The following is a 17,382-nucleotide window of genomic DNA, read 5'->3' on the forward strand; positions in this document are numbered from 1 at the left end:
TCAATTATGATTCTTATTTAAACATATCTGCTAAAATAATTGTTTGGTCACGACCAGGTCCTACTGATACAATACCAAGTTTAGTGCCTGCAACTTCACTTAATCGCTCTAAATAAAGACGAGCATTCAGAGGTAAATCTTCATAGAGACGTACACCAGTCGTATCAGTTTCCCAACCTGTGAATTCTTCATAAACAGGCTCAACAGCTGCTAAAGTTTTCAAACTTGCAGGGAATTCATTAATGATTTCACCTTTATATTTATAGGCAACGCATATTTTCAATGTTTTTACAGCATCCAAAATATCTAAACGCGTAATTGCCATATAATCAATACCACTTAAATCAACAGCATAGCGAACTACACAAGCATCAAGCCATCCACAACGACGCGGCCGACCAGTTGTTGTACCATACTCATGACCAGCTTCTCTGATATGGTCACCCATTTCATCAAATAATTCTGTTGGGAAAGGTCCTTCACCAACACGAGTTGTGTAAGCTTTGACTACACCAACTACATTATTGATCTTAGTCGGTCCAATACCTGCTCCTACACCTACACCACCAGCGATAGGATTAGAAGAAGTAACATAAGGATAAGTACCATGATCCAGATCAAGCATAGTAGCTTGCGCTCCTTCAAACAAGACTTTTTTACCTTGTTTGAGGGCTTGATTTAAGGTTGCTGATGTATCAACAACATAAGAGCGTAATTCTTCAGCATAACCTAAATATTCATTTTTGACTGTTTCATAGTCAAAGCCTTCAACACCATAAACAGCCTTAAATAAATGATTTTTTGCATCTAGATTACGTTTGAGTTTTTCTGCAAACTCCTCAGCATCCATAAGGTCAACCATACGAATACCGCACCGAGAGTTTTTATCCATATAACATGGACCAATACCACGTTTCGTTGTACCGATTTTATGATCTCCACGATATTCTTCTTCGACTTCATCAAGTAAACGATGATAAGGCATAATCACATGAGCACGATTGGAAATTTTTAATCCTACAGTCTCAAAACCTTTTTCTTGCATGCCTTTAATTTCTTTGATCATTACAGCTGGATCAATTACCACACCGTTACCAACAACGCAAGTTTTTCCTTTATATAAAATCCCTGACGGTAACAAATGGAGTTTAAATTCTTTACCAGCTACAACAACAGTGTGCCCTGCATTATTGCCTCCTTGATAACGAGCAACAACATCGGCCTGTTCTGCTAAATAATCGACAATCTTACCTTTACCTTCATCGCCCCATTGTGTACCCATAACTACGATTGCTGACATAAACTTCACCCTTCCCATTCTTATAGGAGACCGAACATTATATTATTACCTAATACAAGACTTCAGTCTCTTTTATATTTTATTCTTACTTTTAACAACCTAATTTTATCCATAATGGTATTAACATATCAGAATAACTTATGCACACTTTGTGGATAACTCTGTTGATAAGTTGTTTGCAAATTTTATTTATACATATTTTATCCAATATGAAAAAAAGAAATCCAAATAACATTCTTATATTTAAAAATGTTAATAACTTTACAATTTCCCCTTAACATCATAGCATTTTACTCTTATAGTGTCAATTTCATTTCGAATGTTCTCGTCCTATATTTATGTATTGTTCGGATTTTATTCATTAGATCTTATCTTATCCACTGTATACCTACTTTATATGAACGGTACACTTCGTTAGCTGATAATCAAAAAATACTTCGCCCCTTCTGATATCGAGAAAGTGTTATACTTTCTGATTACGTAAGAAAAGACTTGGCTTGTGCCAAGTCCTCAGACGCAGGCATAAGCCTTAGTCATTCTTACTTGAAATCGAGAAAGTGATATGCTTTCCGATTCCGCCAGAAAAGAGGCGTTAGTCAGTACTGGCCTCTATTCTGGTAACTTTGATAAATCACTAAACTTAGTAAATTGTTTATGGAAAAATAATTGAACCGTATCGACGGGACCATTACGATGTTTCGCAATGATGACTTCTGTAATATTTTTTTGTTCACTATCAGGATTATAATAATCATCCCGATATAAGAACGCTACAATATCAGCATCTTGCTCAAGAGAACCTGATTCTCGAAGATCGCTAAGCATAGGTTTTTTGACCTGCCGCGATTCTACACTACGGCTAAGCTGGGACAAGGCAATGACTGGTACGCCAATTTCCCGAGCGAGTCCTTTTAGAGATCGAGATATTTCAGAAATTTCTTGTTGACGATTTTCGCTCCCCTTGCCTTTACTGCTCCCCTGCATGAGTTGCAAATAATCAATAATGATCAATTGCAAATCGTACTCAATTTTGAGTCTTCTAGCTTTAGAGCGCATTTCCATAACCGTAATACCTGATGTATCATCAATAAAAATAGGCGCTGCAGATAGTCTATCTGCTCCACTAACTAGTTTTGTCCAATCATTAGCTTCAAGTTCACCAATACGCAGCCTCTGAGAATCAATAGTCGACTCTGCGCACAACATACGTTGAACAAGTTGCTCTTTTGACATTTCCAGACTAAAGAAAGCCACGGCTTTCTTTTCCTTGATACCAATATGTTGAGCAATATTGAGTACAAAGGCTGTCTTTCCCATACTTGGTCTCGCTGCAATCAGGATAAGGTCAGATGGCTGTAAACCTGATGTCAATCGATCTAAATCTTTAAATCCTGTCGAGAGTCCAGTAATGCTCCCTTTCGAAGCATACAACTGCTCAATTTTATTGAATGCATCAAAGATAATACTTTTTATCGGCGTAAAATCTTTCCCTGATTTGCGACTTGATACGGCTAATATGGTTTTTTCTGCAGTATCTAAAATACCAGCGACTTCCTCGCTACCTTCATACCCCATACTAGCAATATTAGTAGCCGCATTAATAAGTTGGCGGAGTAGTGCTTTTTCTTCTACTATTTTCGCATGATACAGTACATTGGCAGCAGTTGGAACACTATTCGTCAATGATGTGATATAAGAAATACCGCCTGCAGTTTCTAACTTGTCGATTTTACGCAAAAACTCAATAACGGTAACCATATCGACTGCATCATTTTTATTGAATAGTTCGAGCATGGCATTATAGATCAGCCTATGAGCCTCACGATAACAATCTTCAGGTCGCAAAAATTCAGCAACCTTAGAAATAGCTTCTCGCTCAATGAGCATCGCTCCAAGTACTGCTTGTTCAGCTTCAATATTTTGTGGTGGTATTCTATCTAACAAAAGCTTATCTCACCCCGATTCCTATGCGCTTTTCTGTTTAGTATCATTCAATAAAATTTCGATGGCTTCTTCGACATTTTCAACAGGAATAATCGTTAAACCTAAGTGTCCATGTGGAATATCTTTCTCATTTTCTTTAGGAATAATCATTCGAGTCATGCCAGCCTGTTTGGCACCATAGGCTTTTTCGAATACACCGCCGACAGCTTTGACCTTACCTTGGATGGAAATTTCACCTGTGATTGCGATATCCTGCCAAATAGGCTTTTGAGTAATTGCCGAGATAATAGCAATCACAATCGCAGTGCCTGCTGACGGTCCATCAATGCGACCTCCACCAATAATATTAATATGAAGATCATAATTTCCCAAATCTTCACCAGTGGTTTTTCTCACTACAGCGGCAGCATTAAAGACAGAGTCTTTAGCCATACTACCTGCTGTATCATTAAAACGTATTCGTCCCTTGCCTTTCTCAGAAGCAGGGAAAGCAACTGCTTCGATTTCTAGTACTGAACCAAGATACCCAGATACCCCAAGTCCAAATACTTTGCCGACTTCTCCAGTTTCAGTGCCTTTACGACTCACATAAGGACTCAAGCGACTCACCTGAACTACTTTATAAATATCTTCACAGTTGATAACAACTTGATCAATATCTCCAGCACGATACAAGGCTAACCCAAATGCATCCGATAAAATATTAATGGCTTTACGTCCTTCAATCGTATACTCACTAATAAGGGATGCCACATCAGGCTCTAGTGTTACCTTTAACTTAAGAGCTGCATTCGATACGATTTCTTCAATATGTTTTGGCGTTAATGGTTCAAAATAAATTTCAGCGGAACGCGATCGAATCGCCGGATTAATATCAGAAGCATCACGCGTGGTTGCTCCAATCAAAATAAAATCTGCTGGAGCACCATCTTCAAATAACTTTTTAATATATTTGGGAACATTAGGATCAGAAGGATCATAATAGGCTGAGTCAAATGAGACTCGTTTATCTTCTAAGACTTTAAGCAATTTATTTTGTAGCATTGCATCCATTTCGCCAATTTCATCAATGAACAAAATACCACCATGGGCATCTGTTGCCAAACCGGTCTTAGGCTCAGGAACACCAGTCTCTGCTAAATCTCTTCTAGCCCCTTGGTAAATAGGATCATGAACGGACCCTAATAAAGGGTTAGTCATTCCTCTGGAATCCCAACGCAGAGTTGTTCCATCCACTTCAACGAAAGGAGCATCACCCGCAAAAGGAGTAAATTTAAGTTTTTTGGCAGCTTCAAGGACAAGGCGGGCAGCTGTTGTTTTACCAACTCCTGGCGGGCCGTATAAAATAAGATGTTGTGGATAAGGTGAAGCAAGCTTTGCGCTGAGAGCTTCAACAGCCCTTTCTTGCCCAACAATCTCTGATAGCAGTGCTGGACGCGTAAGTTCCATCGCTGATGTTGTTAGTTTTTTTTGTTCTAATACTTCTAACATCGCATACTTTTTCAGAGTTTGAGGATTCTCAACATTATTTTCTTGTTCTTTGAGTACTTGCATTTTTATTTCCCGGACATATTCCAGGTGACGTTCTTCCATTTTTTCATTTATTTTCTTTTCTAACCGGTCTTCTAATGTCTGTCGAGCCATTAAGTCTGCTACTTCTTCTTCAATTTGAGCCAATAATTCTGGTATCTTATGAACGGGAGGGAGTTGCTCAATTGTTGGATCTTCAAATACCAACTTTTGTAAAGCCAATACTCTTTCTGGTAATTTATCTGAACTCATTAATGCTAACGCATCGAGTTTACCAGCTTTTAATACGACTTTATCCGACCCAAAAATCCCTGAATAGAGTTCATACAAAGCCGTAACTTGGCGCTTGAGTTGCTCATCTGCTGCTACAGTCAAAGGCAGTGATCGATTAGGTCTAAATTTTTTAAAAAAGTCTTTCATAGCACTAATCCTTTCTAATTTCCTCTATCATGAGGAAAAGGGTGGGGAAAACCATACCTCTTTACTGTTTAGCAATAATGTGTACTTGTATCTTTGCACTGATTTCTGGATACAACTTAATTGCTACAGGGTATGTACCTACAGCTTTAATGGCATCTTTTAAGTCAATTTTACGTTTATCAAGCTCAATTTTATGTTGACTAAGTAGTGCATCAGCAATATCTTTGGAGGTAACTGAACCAAATAGCTTGCCACCTTCACCGATTTTAACACTTACTGTTACCTCTACTTTTGACATTTGAGCTGCCAAGAAATTAGCTTCATCAATTGCACGCTGTACTTTACGTTCCTCTGATGCTTTTTGTTGGCTGGCGTTATTTACATTTGAGGCAGTCGCTGGAATGGCTAATTTCTGTAAGAGCAGATAATTGCGCGCATACCCCTCTGAGACCTCTATAATATCACCTTTTTTACCAAGTTTTTTAACTTCTTGTTGTAGAATTACTTTCATTTTCTCCACTCTCCTCTATATATTTAGCGCTCAGTTGAATAATTTGGCGCTTTACTTCTTCTATGCTTGATTTTCTCAATTGAGCACCAGCTACAGTTTGATGTCCACCGCCACCAAGTTCTTCCATGATGACATGGACATTCACGTCGCCATTGGAGCGAGCGCTAATGCCAACGCCGCCTTCTTCCATGGTAAATAATACAAAACTTACATTGACGCCTTCAACATTAAGAAGCATATCCGCTACTTGCGAGGCTACAATTTGTGCATTCCGAATATTACGTGGACAATCAGCTACGACTGCGCCACCTGGAAGCATTTCAGCCTGATTTAAAATTTCAGCTCGCGCTTTTATTGTTTCAAAATCCAAACGAAACATTTGGCGTACTAATTTGGGATCAGCCCCAGCCCGTCTCAAGTAGGCTGCCGCATCAAAAGTACGTACTCCGCTTTGTACTGAAAATTGCTTGGTATCAACAACAATCCCTGCATACAATGCTGTTGCATCGAGTTTATTAAAGTTTAAATAATCATCAAAATACATTAATAACTCTGTGACCAGTTCACATGTAGATGAAGCCGATGGTTCAAGATATACCAGTAGTGGATTAGCAATAAAAGTTTCTGAACGGCGATGATGATCAATCACCACAACACGATCAATCTTGCTGAGTAACTCAGGAGCAGCAGTAATATCTGGATGATGAACATCGACTACAAACAGTAAGGTTCGCTGACTGAGCATTGCCATAGCACTCGCTTGTGAAATAAACAAATCTTTATATTCTTCATTATCGCCAAATATTTCTTTCAATTTACTCAAAGAGATACTAGGATGGCTGACAACGATGCGAGTCTGTTTTCCTAAATGACGCGCCATAATGGCCACACCAATGGCTGCTCCTAAACTATCAAAATCCTCATTACCATGCCCCATCACTAATACCAAATCGGCATCACTAATGATTTCCCGCAGAGCTTGCGCAACAATTCGTGCTTTTACACGCGTATTTTTTTCTACAGCTTTGGCTTTGCCACCATAAAACTGCATTTTCCCATTGATGTGCACTGCAACTTGATCACCACCACGTCCTAATGCCAAATCAAGACCAGCTTGAGCTTTTTCTCCTAGCATAGCAACTGAAGTTTCATCGGCCGCCACTCCCATACTGAGTGTCACAGGAATTTTATTTCCGGCATGAATGGCACGTACTTTGTCGAGAATATCAAACTTTTCTTGCAAACACTTATTCAATTGTTGACGATTAAATACGGCAAGATACATATCGTCAGCGTATTTTTTAAGCACAGCTTCATTTTCTGTTACCCAGGCAGCAAGAAGTTTATTGACTTCACCTAAGACTGATGTTCGTTGATTTTCGCTTAATCCCTGCAATACATCATTATAATTATCAATTTGAATATAAACCATAACAGGTACAGCATCCAGAGATCGAAGTTTTATTTTTTCACAAGTGGTAATGTCACTAATATAAAAAATCATCAATTCCATTTCATCATCGGCATATTCTACGGGTTTATAGATGATTTCATAATATTTATCATTCTCACTAAATATTTCTTGGCCAGATTTTCCCCAGTTTTTTTCTAAAGGCAAAGAAGGACACAATAAAAATATCGAATGACCTACTTTTATTTCATCATCAAACCACTCTGTCAGTACATCATTATACCAATATAGACGCCCTTTACGATCAACAATAATCATCACGAGTGGTAAATTTTTTAGAGCATGAGAGGATCCTTGTTCAATATTGTGGGTCATACTATATAAATATCGACTAAGAGCCCTCTGTTGCTGGATGTGACGTTCGTGTCCATATGAGTAAAGTGCGACTAATAAAATAGCCCCTAATATGGCTACATAAGGGTTATAAAAGACAATAATCACTAATAAAGCTGCCGCTACAGCAAGGTAAATACGTGTATCAAACCAAAAGGATGGACCATGCGGCATAAATTACCCCTCCTTGTAGGCTCTTAAAAAACAAAGTATTATCCACTCTTGCGTGGCGAACGTAAGTGTCGATAATCAATAATAGAGTCAATCGCACCAGCAAAAATCAAAATTTGCGAAAACAAACCATTTGTTAATATCAAGAATAGTATAATACCCCTAACCATTCTTGACAAATTGTATTTATCGACAACATAGTAAAATAAAGACAATCCCTGTACCAATAGGAGCGTACTCGTCAATACTTGTATATTCATCCCAATTGTATAAAGGAGATCAATTTCTCGGCTTTTCCCCCAATAAATCATAACCAATGCAAGGGCAAAAAAGTAAACGATATAATCGGGTAAAGTCCAATTTTTGAAGGGCGGAAAATCTGGCATCGTATGTCCTAATTTTTTTAATACAGTTTTTGCAATTGCATAATTTAAAAAAGTATCAACGACTGATGCCATAATAAATCCTGCTGGCAGTATCACTTTCACAAGATCAAGCATTGTCTCCATACTTTCTTTCATTTTAGCTAATTCTTGCTCTGCAATACCAAAGTTCCGATAAACTTCTACACCTTGCTCCATTGCTTGCGCCATAACATCACTTTGCATGGCAAAGGGATTAATTCCCGTCATCGCCGCTCCAATACCGAGCAATGCAGCTTTAGAGATAAGAGATGCAAGAGTTCCCCACAACATGGTTTTCCCTGGGCTAAATTCCATACGAAAGGCATAGCCAAGGACAATACCAATTAAACCAAAACCAACGACTACGCTAACAGCTTGCAGAGGATGCAATAACATGGCAATGATGACCCCAGCTACCACAGTTGCCATAATACTCCATTTATAGCCATGTCGTACACCAAGTAAAATAATCGGTACAGGCCAGAGTAAATTCACAAACGGTCCAACCACTGGTAAATAAGCACTAATAATGGCAAATATGATGGCAATCCCTGCTAAAAGGCCGCCTTCAACCATGGAACGTACTTTTGTCTGTCTCATCGCTTCACCTCTTTGGGCGGAGATAATTCTGGTATTCACTAAAGTCACCAAACCATTTCTCCACTTCATGCTCACTTTTTATATTTTGTTCAACTTTTTTCAATACATCCTGATCTAACGAATCAAAACTAATACCTAGACGCCTTGCTAAAATATAACATGCAACAATAAGGCCTGCTAAACCTTCACGAATCGCCTGCTCGCTGTTTTTTGCCATAGCCTGATATAAGTAACCAACCTGAGTAATGAGTTCAGCTTTAAGCCACTCTATTAAACGCATTTTACGCAAAATGTCTGATTCATTAGAAAACACAACAGGCACCTCCTTAAATTGCACTACTTACATAGTATTCGCAAATCAAGGGTCGGTTTCCTGCAGGATAAAAATAAAAAGAGAGGTTATATAACCTCTCTTTTTTCTGTTTATTCTGCTGTAAATGGCAATAATGCAACAATACGTGCACGTTTGATTGCCAAAGTGACTCTACGCTGATGTTTTGCGCAGTTACCAGAAATACGACGAGGCAAGATCTTGCCACGTTCAGTCGTGTAACGACGAATTTTTGTAAGTTCTTTATAATCGATAGTTTCTACTTTATCAACGCAGAAACTACAAATTTTCTTTTTAGGCTTTCTTCCTCTTTCACGTTTCACCGAAAAAACCTCCTTTTAAAATGGAATTTCTTCTTCAGGGAAGACCTCTGTCCCAAAGGAGCTGACATCATATCCGGATTTGGCAGGACTTGTACTAGTACTAGCAGCGTTAGTGTTGCCACTAACAGCTTGCTTAGACTCCAAAAACTCGACGTTTTGGGCGACTACTTCAGTTGTACGTCGTTTCTGTCCATCTTTTTCATACTCACTAATTTGTAAGCGTCCTTCAACGAGTACATTACGACCTTTGGTAAGATTATTTCCGCAAATTTCCGCCAGTTTATCCCATACCACAATTGGAACAAAATCAGCACGCTTATTATCACCAAATCCAGTATTGACCGCTATACTGAATGAAGCGACTGCTTTACCCGTTTGTGTATAGCGAACTTCTGGATCTCGCGTTAAGCGACCGACTAATATAACCTTATTCATGGCGTTATCCTCCCTGGCTTATTTATCTATTCGTCAATTCTAATAATCATGAATTTCAAGATATCTTCAGTAATCTTCATTATGCGATCAAGCTCAAGAATTGTAGCTGGAACTGCAGTGAAGTTTACTAAGCAGTAAAAACCTTCAGCGAAGTCGTTTACTAAATAAGCTAAACGTTTTTTACCCCAACGATCAATCTTCTCAACTTGTCCACCGTTGTTGTTAATTAGGTTTTCAAACTTGGTAATAACTGCATTTGTACCCTCTTCATCTAACGGCTTAACAATAAACATTATTTCGTACTTTCTCATTAAAACACCTCCTCCTTTGGACTAATGGCTCCCTTATGGGAGCAGGGAAGGTTTTGAAATTATCTTTCAAACCTCGCTAGGCTTCCCTAGACTGATGTATTATATCACTAAGGTAGGGTAAAATGCAAGAGAATTAATTGCATTTTATCCTTTTTTAGTGATTTTTTAAACGTTAAATCTAAAATGAGTTACATCCCCATCCTGCATAACATAGTCTTTACCTTCTAGGCGAACTAATCCTTTTTCCCTTGCTGCATTAGCACTGCCTGTAGAGACTAAATCATCATAAGAAACAATCTCGGCACGAATAAAGCCTCTTTCAATATCAGAGTGAATCTTTCCCCCTGCTTGCGGAGCTTTAGTACCTTTTTTGATGGTCCATGCACGGACTTCCTGTACACCTGCTGTTAAATAAGTGATAAGTCCCAAAAGTTTATAGGATGCTTTAATCAGTTTATCCAGGCCTGATTCAGCTAAACCAAGTTCCGCTAAAAATTCCTTAGCATCTTCACTGGACAGTTCAGCAATCTCTGCTTCCACTCTAGCAGAGATCGTAACAACCTCAGCGCCCTCTTCTGCTGCGTATTTCTGTACAATTTTAACATACTCATTATCATCAGCTTGAGCCACTTCATCTTCACTTACATTAGCAATAAAAAGGACTGGTTTTAAGGTCATTAAATTAAGATCACTGATGAGTAATGCCTCATCGTCAGTCATCTCCACACGACGAGCTGGCAGTGCTTGCTCTAACATTTTTTTTATGCTAGTAAGTACTGCCATTTCTGCTGGCGCTTTTTTATCACCAGTTTTTACAAGTTTTTGCACTCTCTCCATACGTTTCTCAAGAGTATCCAAATCTGCTAAACATAATTCAGTATTAATAATTTCAATATCTCGTAGAGGATCTAGCCCTCCCTCAACATGAGTCACATTCTCATCAACAAAGCAACGTACAACTTGAGCCACTGCATCAACTTGGCGAATATGCGCCAAAAATTTATTGCCCAAGCCTTCGCCTTTGGAAGCACCTTTAACGAGACCAGCAATATCGACAAAACGCATCGCTGTTGGTATACAACGTTTTGTTTTGTACATCTCTACTAAGTGAGGTAAACGTTCATCCGGTACATCTACAACTCCCACATTAGGTTCAATTGTGCAAAAAGGATAATTAGCCGCTTCTGCACCAGCTTTGGTAATGGCATTAAACAATGTACTTTTACCTACATTTGGTAAACCAACGATACCCACTTCTAAATTTGTACTCATTCATCTATTCCACCTTACTTGCAAATTCTACTTATAGCTTTTCTTATTGTAGAGTATTCGCCACGAATTTTCAACCTAAGAATAAGCTGTTTCACAGTTATTGTGTTTTCTATGATTCTGATTCTTTGTGCTGTAAAATTTCTTTGACAGCTTTTTCAAATTTGGGTCTTGGGATCATGACGTGATGTCCGCATCCCATGCACTTCATTTTGAAATCAATACCTGTTCGAGTAATTTCCCATTGGTCTGAACCGCAAGGATGAGTTTTTTTCATTTTTACAATGTCACCAATTTCATAGCGCACCATCATGTTAACTATCCCTCATTTACTCATTTTATAATCTGTATATTGGGTGGTGAAATATTAGCCTCATCAAATAATAGTTTAATTTGATGACGAAGAGCTGTTTCAACTTTTACTTGTTCTAAAGGGACAGTTTTAGCGACCATCCGAATAACCAGTTCCTGAGATCGCCAATCAACGACCCCAACTACTTTAGGCCCTTCAATCATCACCTCGGCCAAATTCTTACTCACATGTTCGCAAGCTTCTTCAAGTAATGTGAGTACTTTACCAATATCAGCCCCATAGGCTACTGGTACATTCACAGTTGCCTGCATATGCCCCCTTGTATGATTACTCACTCGTACAATAGCGCCGTGAGGAATGATATGTAAGACTCCATTAAAATCCCGCAGTTTGGTCACACGAAGACCAATCTCTTCCACCGTCCCCCCCATATCACCACTTACAATGTAATCACCAACAGCAAACTGATTTTCAAGGACAATGAAAAAGCCTGTGATAAAGTCTTTAATTAAACTTTGTGCCCCCACCCCCAGGGCTAAACCTACGATTCCAGCTCCAGCTACAATAGATGTTGTATCAATCTTAAATTCTTGCAATACCATAACAATGGCAACAAAATAAATCATGTACCGCACAATGCTCTGCACTAAACTACTTAAGGTGCGAGCACGTTTTTCATCAAATTTTAAAGCCTTGCCCACAACATTAGGGATAAATACCTGATTTACAATCAAAGTAAAGAGCCTGAGAGTGAGCATCGCCCCGAGTAAAATACCGACAATACGAATGATTCTATTACCAACGAATAGTAAAGTTTCTGGGGTAAGCAACATTGGCATACATCACCGACTTTCAATCTCTTCATAGACTCTATTTTGAATATCTCTTTTAAATAACCGGCTCCATTTTGCCGCTTTTTCATTTAATATATCCACAACTCGTTCTTGATCAATCGCTGTAAAAAGTAGACATTGACCGCAACTAATATCGATTTCCCTAGGTGTCGGCAAGGCAATAACGGTAATACCGATTTCCAATAATATTTTTTCAGCACGGATGGCATGGTGTACTGAGGCAAACGAAAGTAAACGATCATAAGTAATATACATCATCATATGCCTTATAATGTAATCACTTTACTTGCTGCCGACATCATTTCGACAATCGTATACATATTTGTTATGCCGCCAACTGCCAATTTATCCTTGACTGCAAAATAATCAAGGCACGTACCGCAAGATAAGATTTCTATCCCAGCCTGTTCTAATTTTTTTAAATTTTCTATTACAGGTGAATCTGCAATCGTCAACAGAATTCCCCCATTCATAAATAAAATCGCCTTAGGCAGTGGTTTGATCTCAAGCAGTGTATAAATGAATCCTTTCATCAAAACGGCCCCTAGTTCATCCTTACCTTTCCCTAAGGTATCTTGAGTCATGACATAAACAGTATGACCACCGGCTACAGGCTCAGAAATCACTGCCTGTTCAGGCATAGGTGCTCCCTTGCTGATCTTTACCAAAAAATTTCCATCTTGATTAATAACGCTCACACCACATCCATGAGCAGTTGAAAATTTTACAACATTTTCTTTTGAAACCATATTATCCACTAGGATGGTCACGACTCCATCAGTGATGCCTTCTAGGGCTTTCTTAGTCGCAATGACGGGCTGCGGGCAAGCAAGCCCTCGAGCATCAATATTAATCGACATATATTTCGCCTCTCCCCTCTTGTGTAACTTCACCAATAATCGCAGCCCCAACAATACCAGCCTTGTGTAAATCTCTTAACAGTAGATCAGCCACATTAAAAGGTACACTTAGTAACAATCCTCCTGATGTCTGAGGATCAAAACATAAATCCTGAATATGAACTGGCACATGGGACGCTATTATAATTGTTTTCAAATAGTCTCGATTGGCATAAGCCCCGCTCGGCACAAATCCCATATTGGCAGCTTCAGCTGCATCAGGCAATAAGGGAATCGCTGTTGATTGTAATTTCATAACGACACCGCTACCTGCAGCCATTTCGTATGCATGCCCTAGTAATCCAAAACCTGTAATATCAGTACAAGCATGCACTGTATATTTTGCAGCAATCTCAGCTGCAGTGCGATTTAAAGTTGCCATACTTTGAATCGCCCCCTCTACTCCACTAGGAAACATTTCAGCTCTAGCTGCGGTGGTTAGCACTCCTGTACCAATACCTTTTGTTAATATGAGTTGATCACCTGGTTTCGCACCAGCATTGGTCCAAATGTGATCGGGATGGACAGTCCCAGTTACGCTCAGACCATATTTGGGTTCTTTGTCTTCAATTGTATGTCCGCCTACAAGAACGGCACCAGCTTCCATGATTTTATCTTGCCCTCCAGCCAAAATGTCTCCCAGAACTTCTGCTGGCAAACATCCGATAGGAAATGCCACAATATTCATGACAGTGAGAGGTTTCCCCCCCATGGCATATACATCACTTAAACTATTCGCTGCTGCAATTTGTCCGAACAGATAGGGGTCATCAACAATCGGTGTAAAAAAATCTAAGGTTTGAATGAGAGCTGTTGTTTCATTAATTTTGTACACACCAGCATCATCAGCGGTTTCAATCCCAACTAAGAGACAAGGATCATTTGATTTTTTAAGCTGACACAACACGTGTGTCAAGGCCCCCGGCCCTATTTTAGCAGCTCAACCGCCACTTTTAGTAAATTGCGTTAATTTTATTTTATTCACATCAGCCATACTCCTTGCCTCCTTTCCACATTGAAATATAATGTACATTCTTTAATGCGTTATATATTATACTTTTTCAGGCAAAATCCTTTTTTAAGGTTTTTTAACACTGAATATACTCCTCGCATATAATGATGCAACACGCTAAAGTGAGGCGATCATTATGGCTATAACTTCAGATACCACCCAAAATCCTCAACCTATTATTGATCTCATACTTGCAGATATCAATGCAGTCATTCCAAATTTATCTTCCCTCGTAGCATCGTATCGCCTACTCGTCGGTGCATCAGAAGAAATCCATCGCACACCTGAAATTTGTCCTGATGTTTTTGAACGTGCTGTTCGGCGCGCTGATAATGCAGGAACTGTAATTGACATCTTTTTAGAATTATTATGTTATAAACTCGAGTTCAGCAGCGATTTTTTAAAAGTTTCTTGCGCTCCCGTCGATTTATTCCGTTTACTTGCAAACCCGATCACAGCAACCGATATACCACACCAGACCGCTGAACAAGTAGTCGAAATGGAGGCCCTTCGCCGCCTCTTCGAAACATGCCATCGCCAATGTGCATGTCTACCAAAGCAGTCCGTCGTAGTATGCCCCAAAAATAAACCATCTCCCCAAAAAACCAAAGAACCATTCGATTCAGATATTCAGGAAGTCGAAACAGCATTACTTACGAATATACAATCCCAAATAACATCTAATAGAGATAAGGAATTACCTATTGAAAGTCGTGTACGCCGCAAGCACCTTCGAGATAGCTATGATGCTCCTCCCACTAAATCAAAAAAAAGATAAGCAGGAAATTTTCTTCCTGCTTATCTTTTATTCTTCAAACGGACAAGCACACTCTTCTTTATGATGATCACAGGGCTCAAGGTGGATCACCACATCACAATACTCTAGTTTATCTTTAATTTCTGCTTCAATTTGATCACATACGATATGAGCTTTATTTAAATGCATATCTTTGTATAAAATAAGATGCATATCAATTAAGCGTCGACTGCCTGAACGGCGTGTACGGAGTTGATGAAAGGAAATAACTTCAGTATGACTCTTAATTACATCAATAATAATCTGTTCTTCGTCAAGAGGAAGACTAATATCCGTCAATTCATACAGGCTTTTTTTCGTCATGCCATAGCCAGCTTTAAAAACCACACCTGCTACTAAAATAGCAATCATCGGATCTAACCAAGGAACGTTTGTAATCTTGATAATGATCAAGCCGATTAAAACGCCAGCAGATGTCCAAATATCAGCTTGCAAATGTAAGGCATCTGCTTCTAAAGCATGAGATCCGGTTTGTAACGCAACTTTATACAATCTACGAGAAACCCAATAATTAGCTACAATGGAAATCAGCATAATAAAAATACCATATTCCAGGAATTCCGGCATATGAGTATTGTGCAGCTTATCTACAGCTTCATAAACAATCCATATAGCCGCTACGATAATAAGGACGGCTTCAATGGCTCCTGATAAATTTTCAACTTTTCCATGACCATAAGCATGGTTAACATCAGGTGGTTGATCAGCCTTTCGCACAGCATAGAAGGCAATCAATGCTGCAAGTAAATCCACTGCAGAATGAGCCGCTTCAGAAATAATACTCACTGCTCCAGTGTAAAATCCTACTACTAATTTCAATACCACGAGTAAGGAATTAGAAATAACAGATAACCTTGCTGTACTTTCCTTTAATTTACTGTCCACATGCTGCAAGAATATTCCTCCCAAAATAATTACTTATTGATCGTTTATTCAAATAAGAAAAGACTTGGCTTTTGCCAAGTCTTCAGACGTCAGCAGAAGCTTTAGTCCTTCTTACTTAGAATCAAGAAAGTGTCTGCTCCCTGATTCCATAAAAAAAACCTGCAGGTACCATAAGGTCCCACAGGTTTACATTGACCTGTTGCTTGTCGCCCGGCTGCACCATTTAATGGTTGCCTGTTCCTATTTATATTATATTAGCATATGAGACATTTGTGTGTAAATATTTCATAGTGATCATTTTATTTAATATGTGCAATATGATTGATTGGATACCCTAACGTAGCTAAGCGTTCTGATAATTCTTTTGTATCAGAGATATCAGCCCGAATGACCATTTCTTTTTTAGCGTCAGGTAAGGTATAGGTAACCATACTGCTAATATTAATATTCATTTGAAAAAAGATTTCCGTAATCTCATTGAGTATGCCAATTTTATCCGTGACATCAATCGTCAGACGTGTTTTTCCCTCTACGAGTCCCATTACATCAACAAAACACTTAAAGATATCTGTTTCTGTAATGACACCTACGACTGCACCTTGAGTATCAACAACGACTAGGCCGCCAATCCGATGGTTATACAGCAAAAGAGCCGCTTCTTCAACAGTCGCATCTGAATGAATCGTAATCACTTTTTTTTGCATAATATCTTTGATTTGCATCTTTGCTAATAGATAATTCAGTTCAAAAATAGATAAAGTTGTTGCCGGAGATGGTGATACAGCTCGAAGATCACGATCAGTAATAAGGCCGACTAGTTTACCATTATCCACAACTGGCAGACGACGGAACTGATTGGAACGCATGAGTTCTGAAGCGTCGGCTATGGTCGCCGTCGAGGTAATTGTGATAGGATTTGATGTCATTCGTTGTTCTACAAACATGTTTATCATCTCCATTTTCATTATATACCTAAATAAGACTCGGTTTTTGCCAAGCCTTATTTATTCCATTAGCCACCCAAATATGCTTTTCGAATTTCCTCACTCGCTGCTAGTTCCTTCGCATCACCAGCTAAGGTAATGCGTCCTGTTTCCAGTACATAAGCACGATGAGCAATGGACAAAGCCATATGAGCATTTTGTTCAACCAGTAAGACCGTTGTGCCACTGGCATTAATATCTTTCACAATCGAGAAAATTTCTCGGACTAAAAGCGGAGCAAGACCCATCGAAGGTTCATCAAGAAG

At 38.9% G+C, this 17,382-nt stretch carries 19 protein-coding genes, 1 pseudogene and 1 riboswitch; of the genes and pseudogenes, 1 reads left to right on the forward strand and 19 read right to left on the reverse strand.

Annotation, left to right across the window (positions count from 1 at the left end; genetic code table 11):
* Positions 1 to 13: 13 nt before the first annotated feature.
* From ACAN52_RS15535 to selD, 16 genes are all read right to left on the reverse strand, one after another.
* A complete protein-coding gene (locus ACAN52_RS15535) occupies positions 14 to 1,300 on the reverse strand; it encodes an adenylosuccinate synthase (RefSeq protein ID WP_378955823.1) in 1,287 nt (428 codons plus the stop codon).
* A 609-nt stretch (positions 1,301 to 1,909) separates the two neighbouring features.
* Positions 1,910 to 3,244, reverse strand: coding sequence for a replicative DNA helicase (gene dnaB, locus ACAN52_RS15540; RefSeq protein ID WP_378955824.1), 1,335 nt, complete (start codon positions 3,242 to 3,244; stop codon positions 1,910 to 1,912).
* Between the two features lie 21 nt (positions 3,245 to 3,265).
* Entirely contained in the window at positions 3,266 to 5,194 is a 1,929-nt protein-coding gene (lonC, locus tag ACAN52_RS15545; RefSeq protein WP_378955825.1) for a Lon family ATP-dependent protease, read from the reverse strand.
* Positions 5,195 to 5,255: 61 nt separating this feature from the next.
* Positions 5,256 to 5,705, reverse strand: coding sequence for a 50S ribosomal protein L9 (gene rplI / locus ACAN52_RS15550; RefSeq protein ID WP_378955826.1), 450 nt, complete (start codon positions 5,703 to 5,705; stop codon positions 5,256 to 5,258).
* Positions 5,677 to 7,683: a DHH family phosphoesterase gene (locus tag ACAN52_RS15555; RefSeq protein ID WP_378955827.1), complete on the reverse strand. Its 2,007-nt coding sequence runs from the start codon at positions 7,681 to 7,683 to the stop codon at positions 5,677 to 5,679. Before ACAN52_RS15555 ends, rplI begins: the two co-directional genes overlap by 29 nt.
* Before the next feature lie 38 nt (positions 7,684 to 7,721).
* On the reverse strand, positions 7,722 to 8,684 hold the full coding sequence (locus tag ACAN52_RS15560; protein WP_378955828.1) for a YybS family protein: 963 nt from the start codon (positions 8,682 to 8,684) through the stop codon (positions 7,722 to 7,724).
* Between the two features lie 4 nt (positions 8,685 to 8,688).
* Positions 8,689 to 8,997, reverse strand: a complete 309-nt coding sequence (locus ACAN52_RS15565; RefSeq protein WP_378955829.1) for a MazG-like family protein — start codon at positions 8,995 to 8,997, stop codon at positions 8,689 to 8,691.
* A 110-nt stretch (positions 8,998 to 9,107) separates the two neighbouring features.
* The gene (rpsR, locus tag ACAN52_RS15570) at positions 9,108 to 9,338 is read right to left on the reverse strand and encodes a 30S ribosomal protein S18 (protein WP_106800038.1); all 231 of its coding nucleotides are present in this window, start codon (positions 9,336 to 9,338) and stop codon (positions 9,108 to 9,110) included.
* A 15-nt stretch (positions 9,339 to 9,353) separates the two neighbouring features.
* Entirely contained in the window at positions 9,354 to 9,773 is a 420-nt protein-coding gene (locus ACAN52_RS15575) for a single-stranded DNA-binding protein (RefSeq protein ID WP_378955831.1), read from the reverse strand.
* 26 nt (positions 9,774 to 9,799) lie between these two features.
* Positions 9,800 to 10,084 (reverse strand): 30S ribosomal protein S6, encoded by a 285-nt coding sequence (gene rpsF / locus ACAN52_RS15580; RefSeq protein ID WP_378955832.1) that lies wholly within the window; start codon positions 10,082 to 10,084, stop codon positions 9,800 to 9,802.
* Between the two features lie 165 nt (positions 10,085 to 10,249).
* On the reverse strand, positions 10,250 to 11,356 hold the full coding sequence (gene ychF / locus ACAN52_RS15585; protein ID WP_378955833.1) for a redox-regulated ATPase YchF: 1,107 nt from the start codon (positions 11,354 to 11,356) through the stop codon (positions 10,250 to 10,252).
* 109 nt (positions 11,357 to 11,465) lie between these two features.
* On the reverse strand, positions 11,466 to 11,666 hold the full coding sequence (locus tag ACAN52_RS15590) for a DUF951 domain-containing protein (protein WP_378955834.1): 201 nt from the start codon (positions 11,664 to 11,666) through the stop codon (positions 11,466 to 11,468).
* Positions 11,667 to 11,686: 20 nt separating this feature from the next.
* Positions 11,687 to 12,499 (reverse strand): mechanosensitive ion channel family protein, encoded by an 813-nt coding sequence (locus tag ACAN52_RS15595; RefSeq protein WP_378955835.1) that lies wholly within the window; start codon positions 12,497 to 12,499, stop codon positions 11,687 to 11,689.
* Positions 12,500 to 12,508: 9 nt separating this feature from the next.
* Positions 12,509 to 12,781, reverse strand: a complete 273-nt coding sequence (locus ACAN52_RS15600) for a DUF3343 domain-containing protein (RefSeq protein WP_378955836.1) — start codon at positions 12,779 to 12,781, stop codon at positions 12,509 to 12,511.
* Positions 12,782 to 12,786: 5 nt separating this feature from the next.
* Complete coding sequence (gene yedF / locus ACAN52_RS15605) at positions 12,787 to 13,380, reverse strand: sulfurtransferase-like selenium metabolism protein YedF (RefSeq protein WP_378955837.1); 594 nt, start codon at positions 13,378 to 13,380, stop codon at positions 12,787 to 12,789.
* Positions 13,370 to 14,413, reverse strand: coding sequence for a selenide, water dikinase SelD (gene selD / locus ACAN52_RS15610; protein WP_378955838.1), 1,044 nt, complete (start codon positions 14,411 to 14,413; stop codon positions 13,370 to 13,372). Before selD ends, yedF begins: the two co-directional genes overlap by 11 nt.
* A 154-nt stretch (positions 14,414 to 14,567) precedes the next feature.
* Between selD and ACAN52_RS15615 the strand changes: the two genes are divergently transcribed.
* Positions 14,568 to 15,209, forward strand: a complete 642-nt coding sequence (locus tag ACAN52_RS15615; RefSeq protein ID WP_378955839.1) for a hypothetical protein — start codon at positions 14,568 to 14,570, stop codon at positions 15,207 to 15,209.
* 27 nt (positions 15,210 to 15,236) lie between these two features.
* Here ACAN52_RS15615 and ACAN52_RS15620 read toward each other — a convergent pair whose 3' ends face one another.
* The 3 genes and pseudogenes from ACAN52_RS15620 to ACAN52_RS15630 form a co-directional block, all read right to left on the reverse strand.
* Positions 15,237 to 16,142, reverse strand: coding sequence for a cation diffusion facilitator family transporter (locus ACAN52_RS15620; RefSeq protein ID WP_378955840.1), 906 nt, complete (start codon positions 16,140 to 16,142; stop codon positions 15,237 to 15,239).
* 162 nt (positions 16,143 to 16,304) lie between these two features.
* Positions 16,305 to 16,386: riboswitch (NiCo riboswitch) on the reverse strand.
* 46 nt (positions 16,387 to 16,432) lie between these two features.
* On the reverse strand, positions 16,433 to 17,077 hold the full coding sequence (locus tag ACAN52_RS15625) for a CBS domain-containing protein (RefSeq protein ID WP_378955841.1): 645 nt from the start codon (positions 17,075 to 17,077) through the stop codon (positions 16,433 to 16,435).
* Positions 17,078 to 17,145: 68 nt separating this feature from the next.
* Positions 17,146 to 17,382: pseudogene (locus tag ACAN52_RS15630) on the reverse strand (ABC transporter ATP-binding protein); the annotation flags it as partial.

This window comes from Pelosinus sp. sgz500959, from assembly GCF_042610375.1.
In the GTDB taxonomy this organism is placed as follows: domain Bacteria; phylum Bacillota; class Negativicutes; order DSM-13327; family DSM-13327; genus CTSoil-075.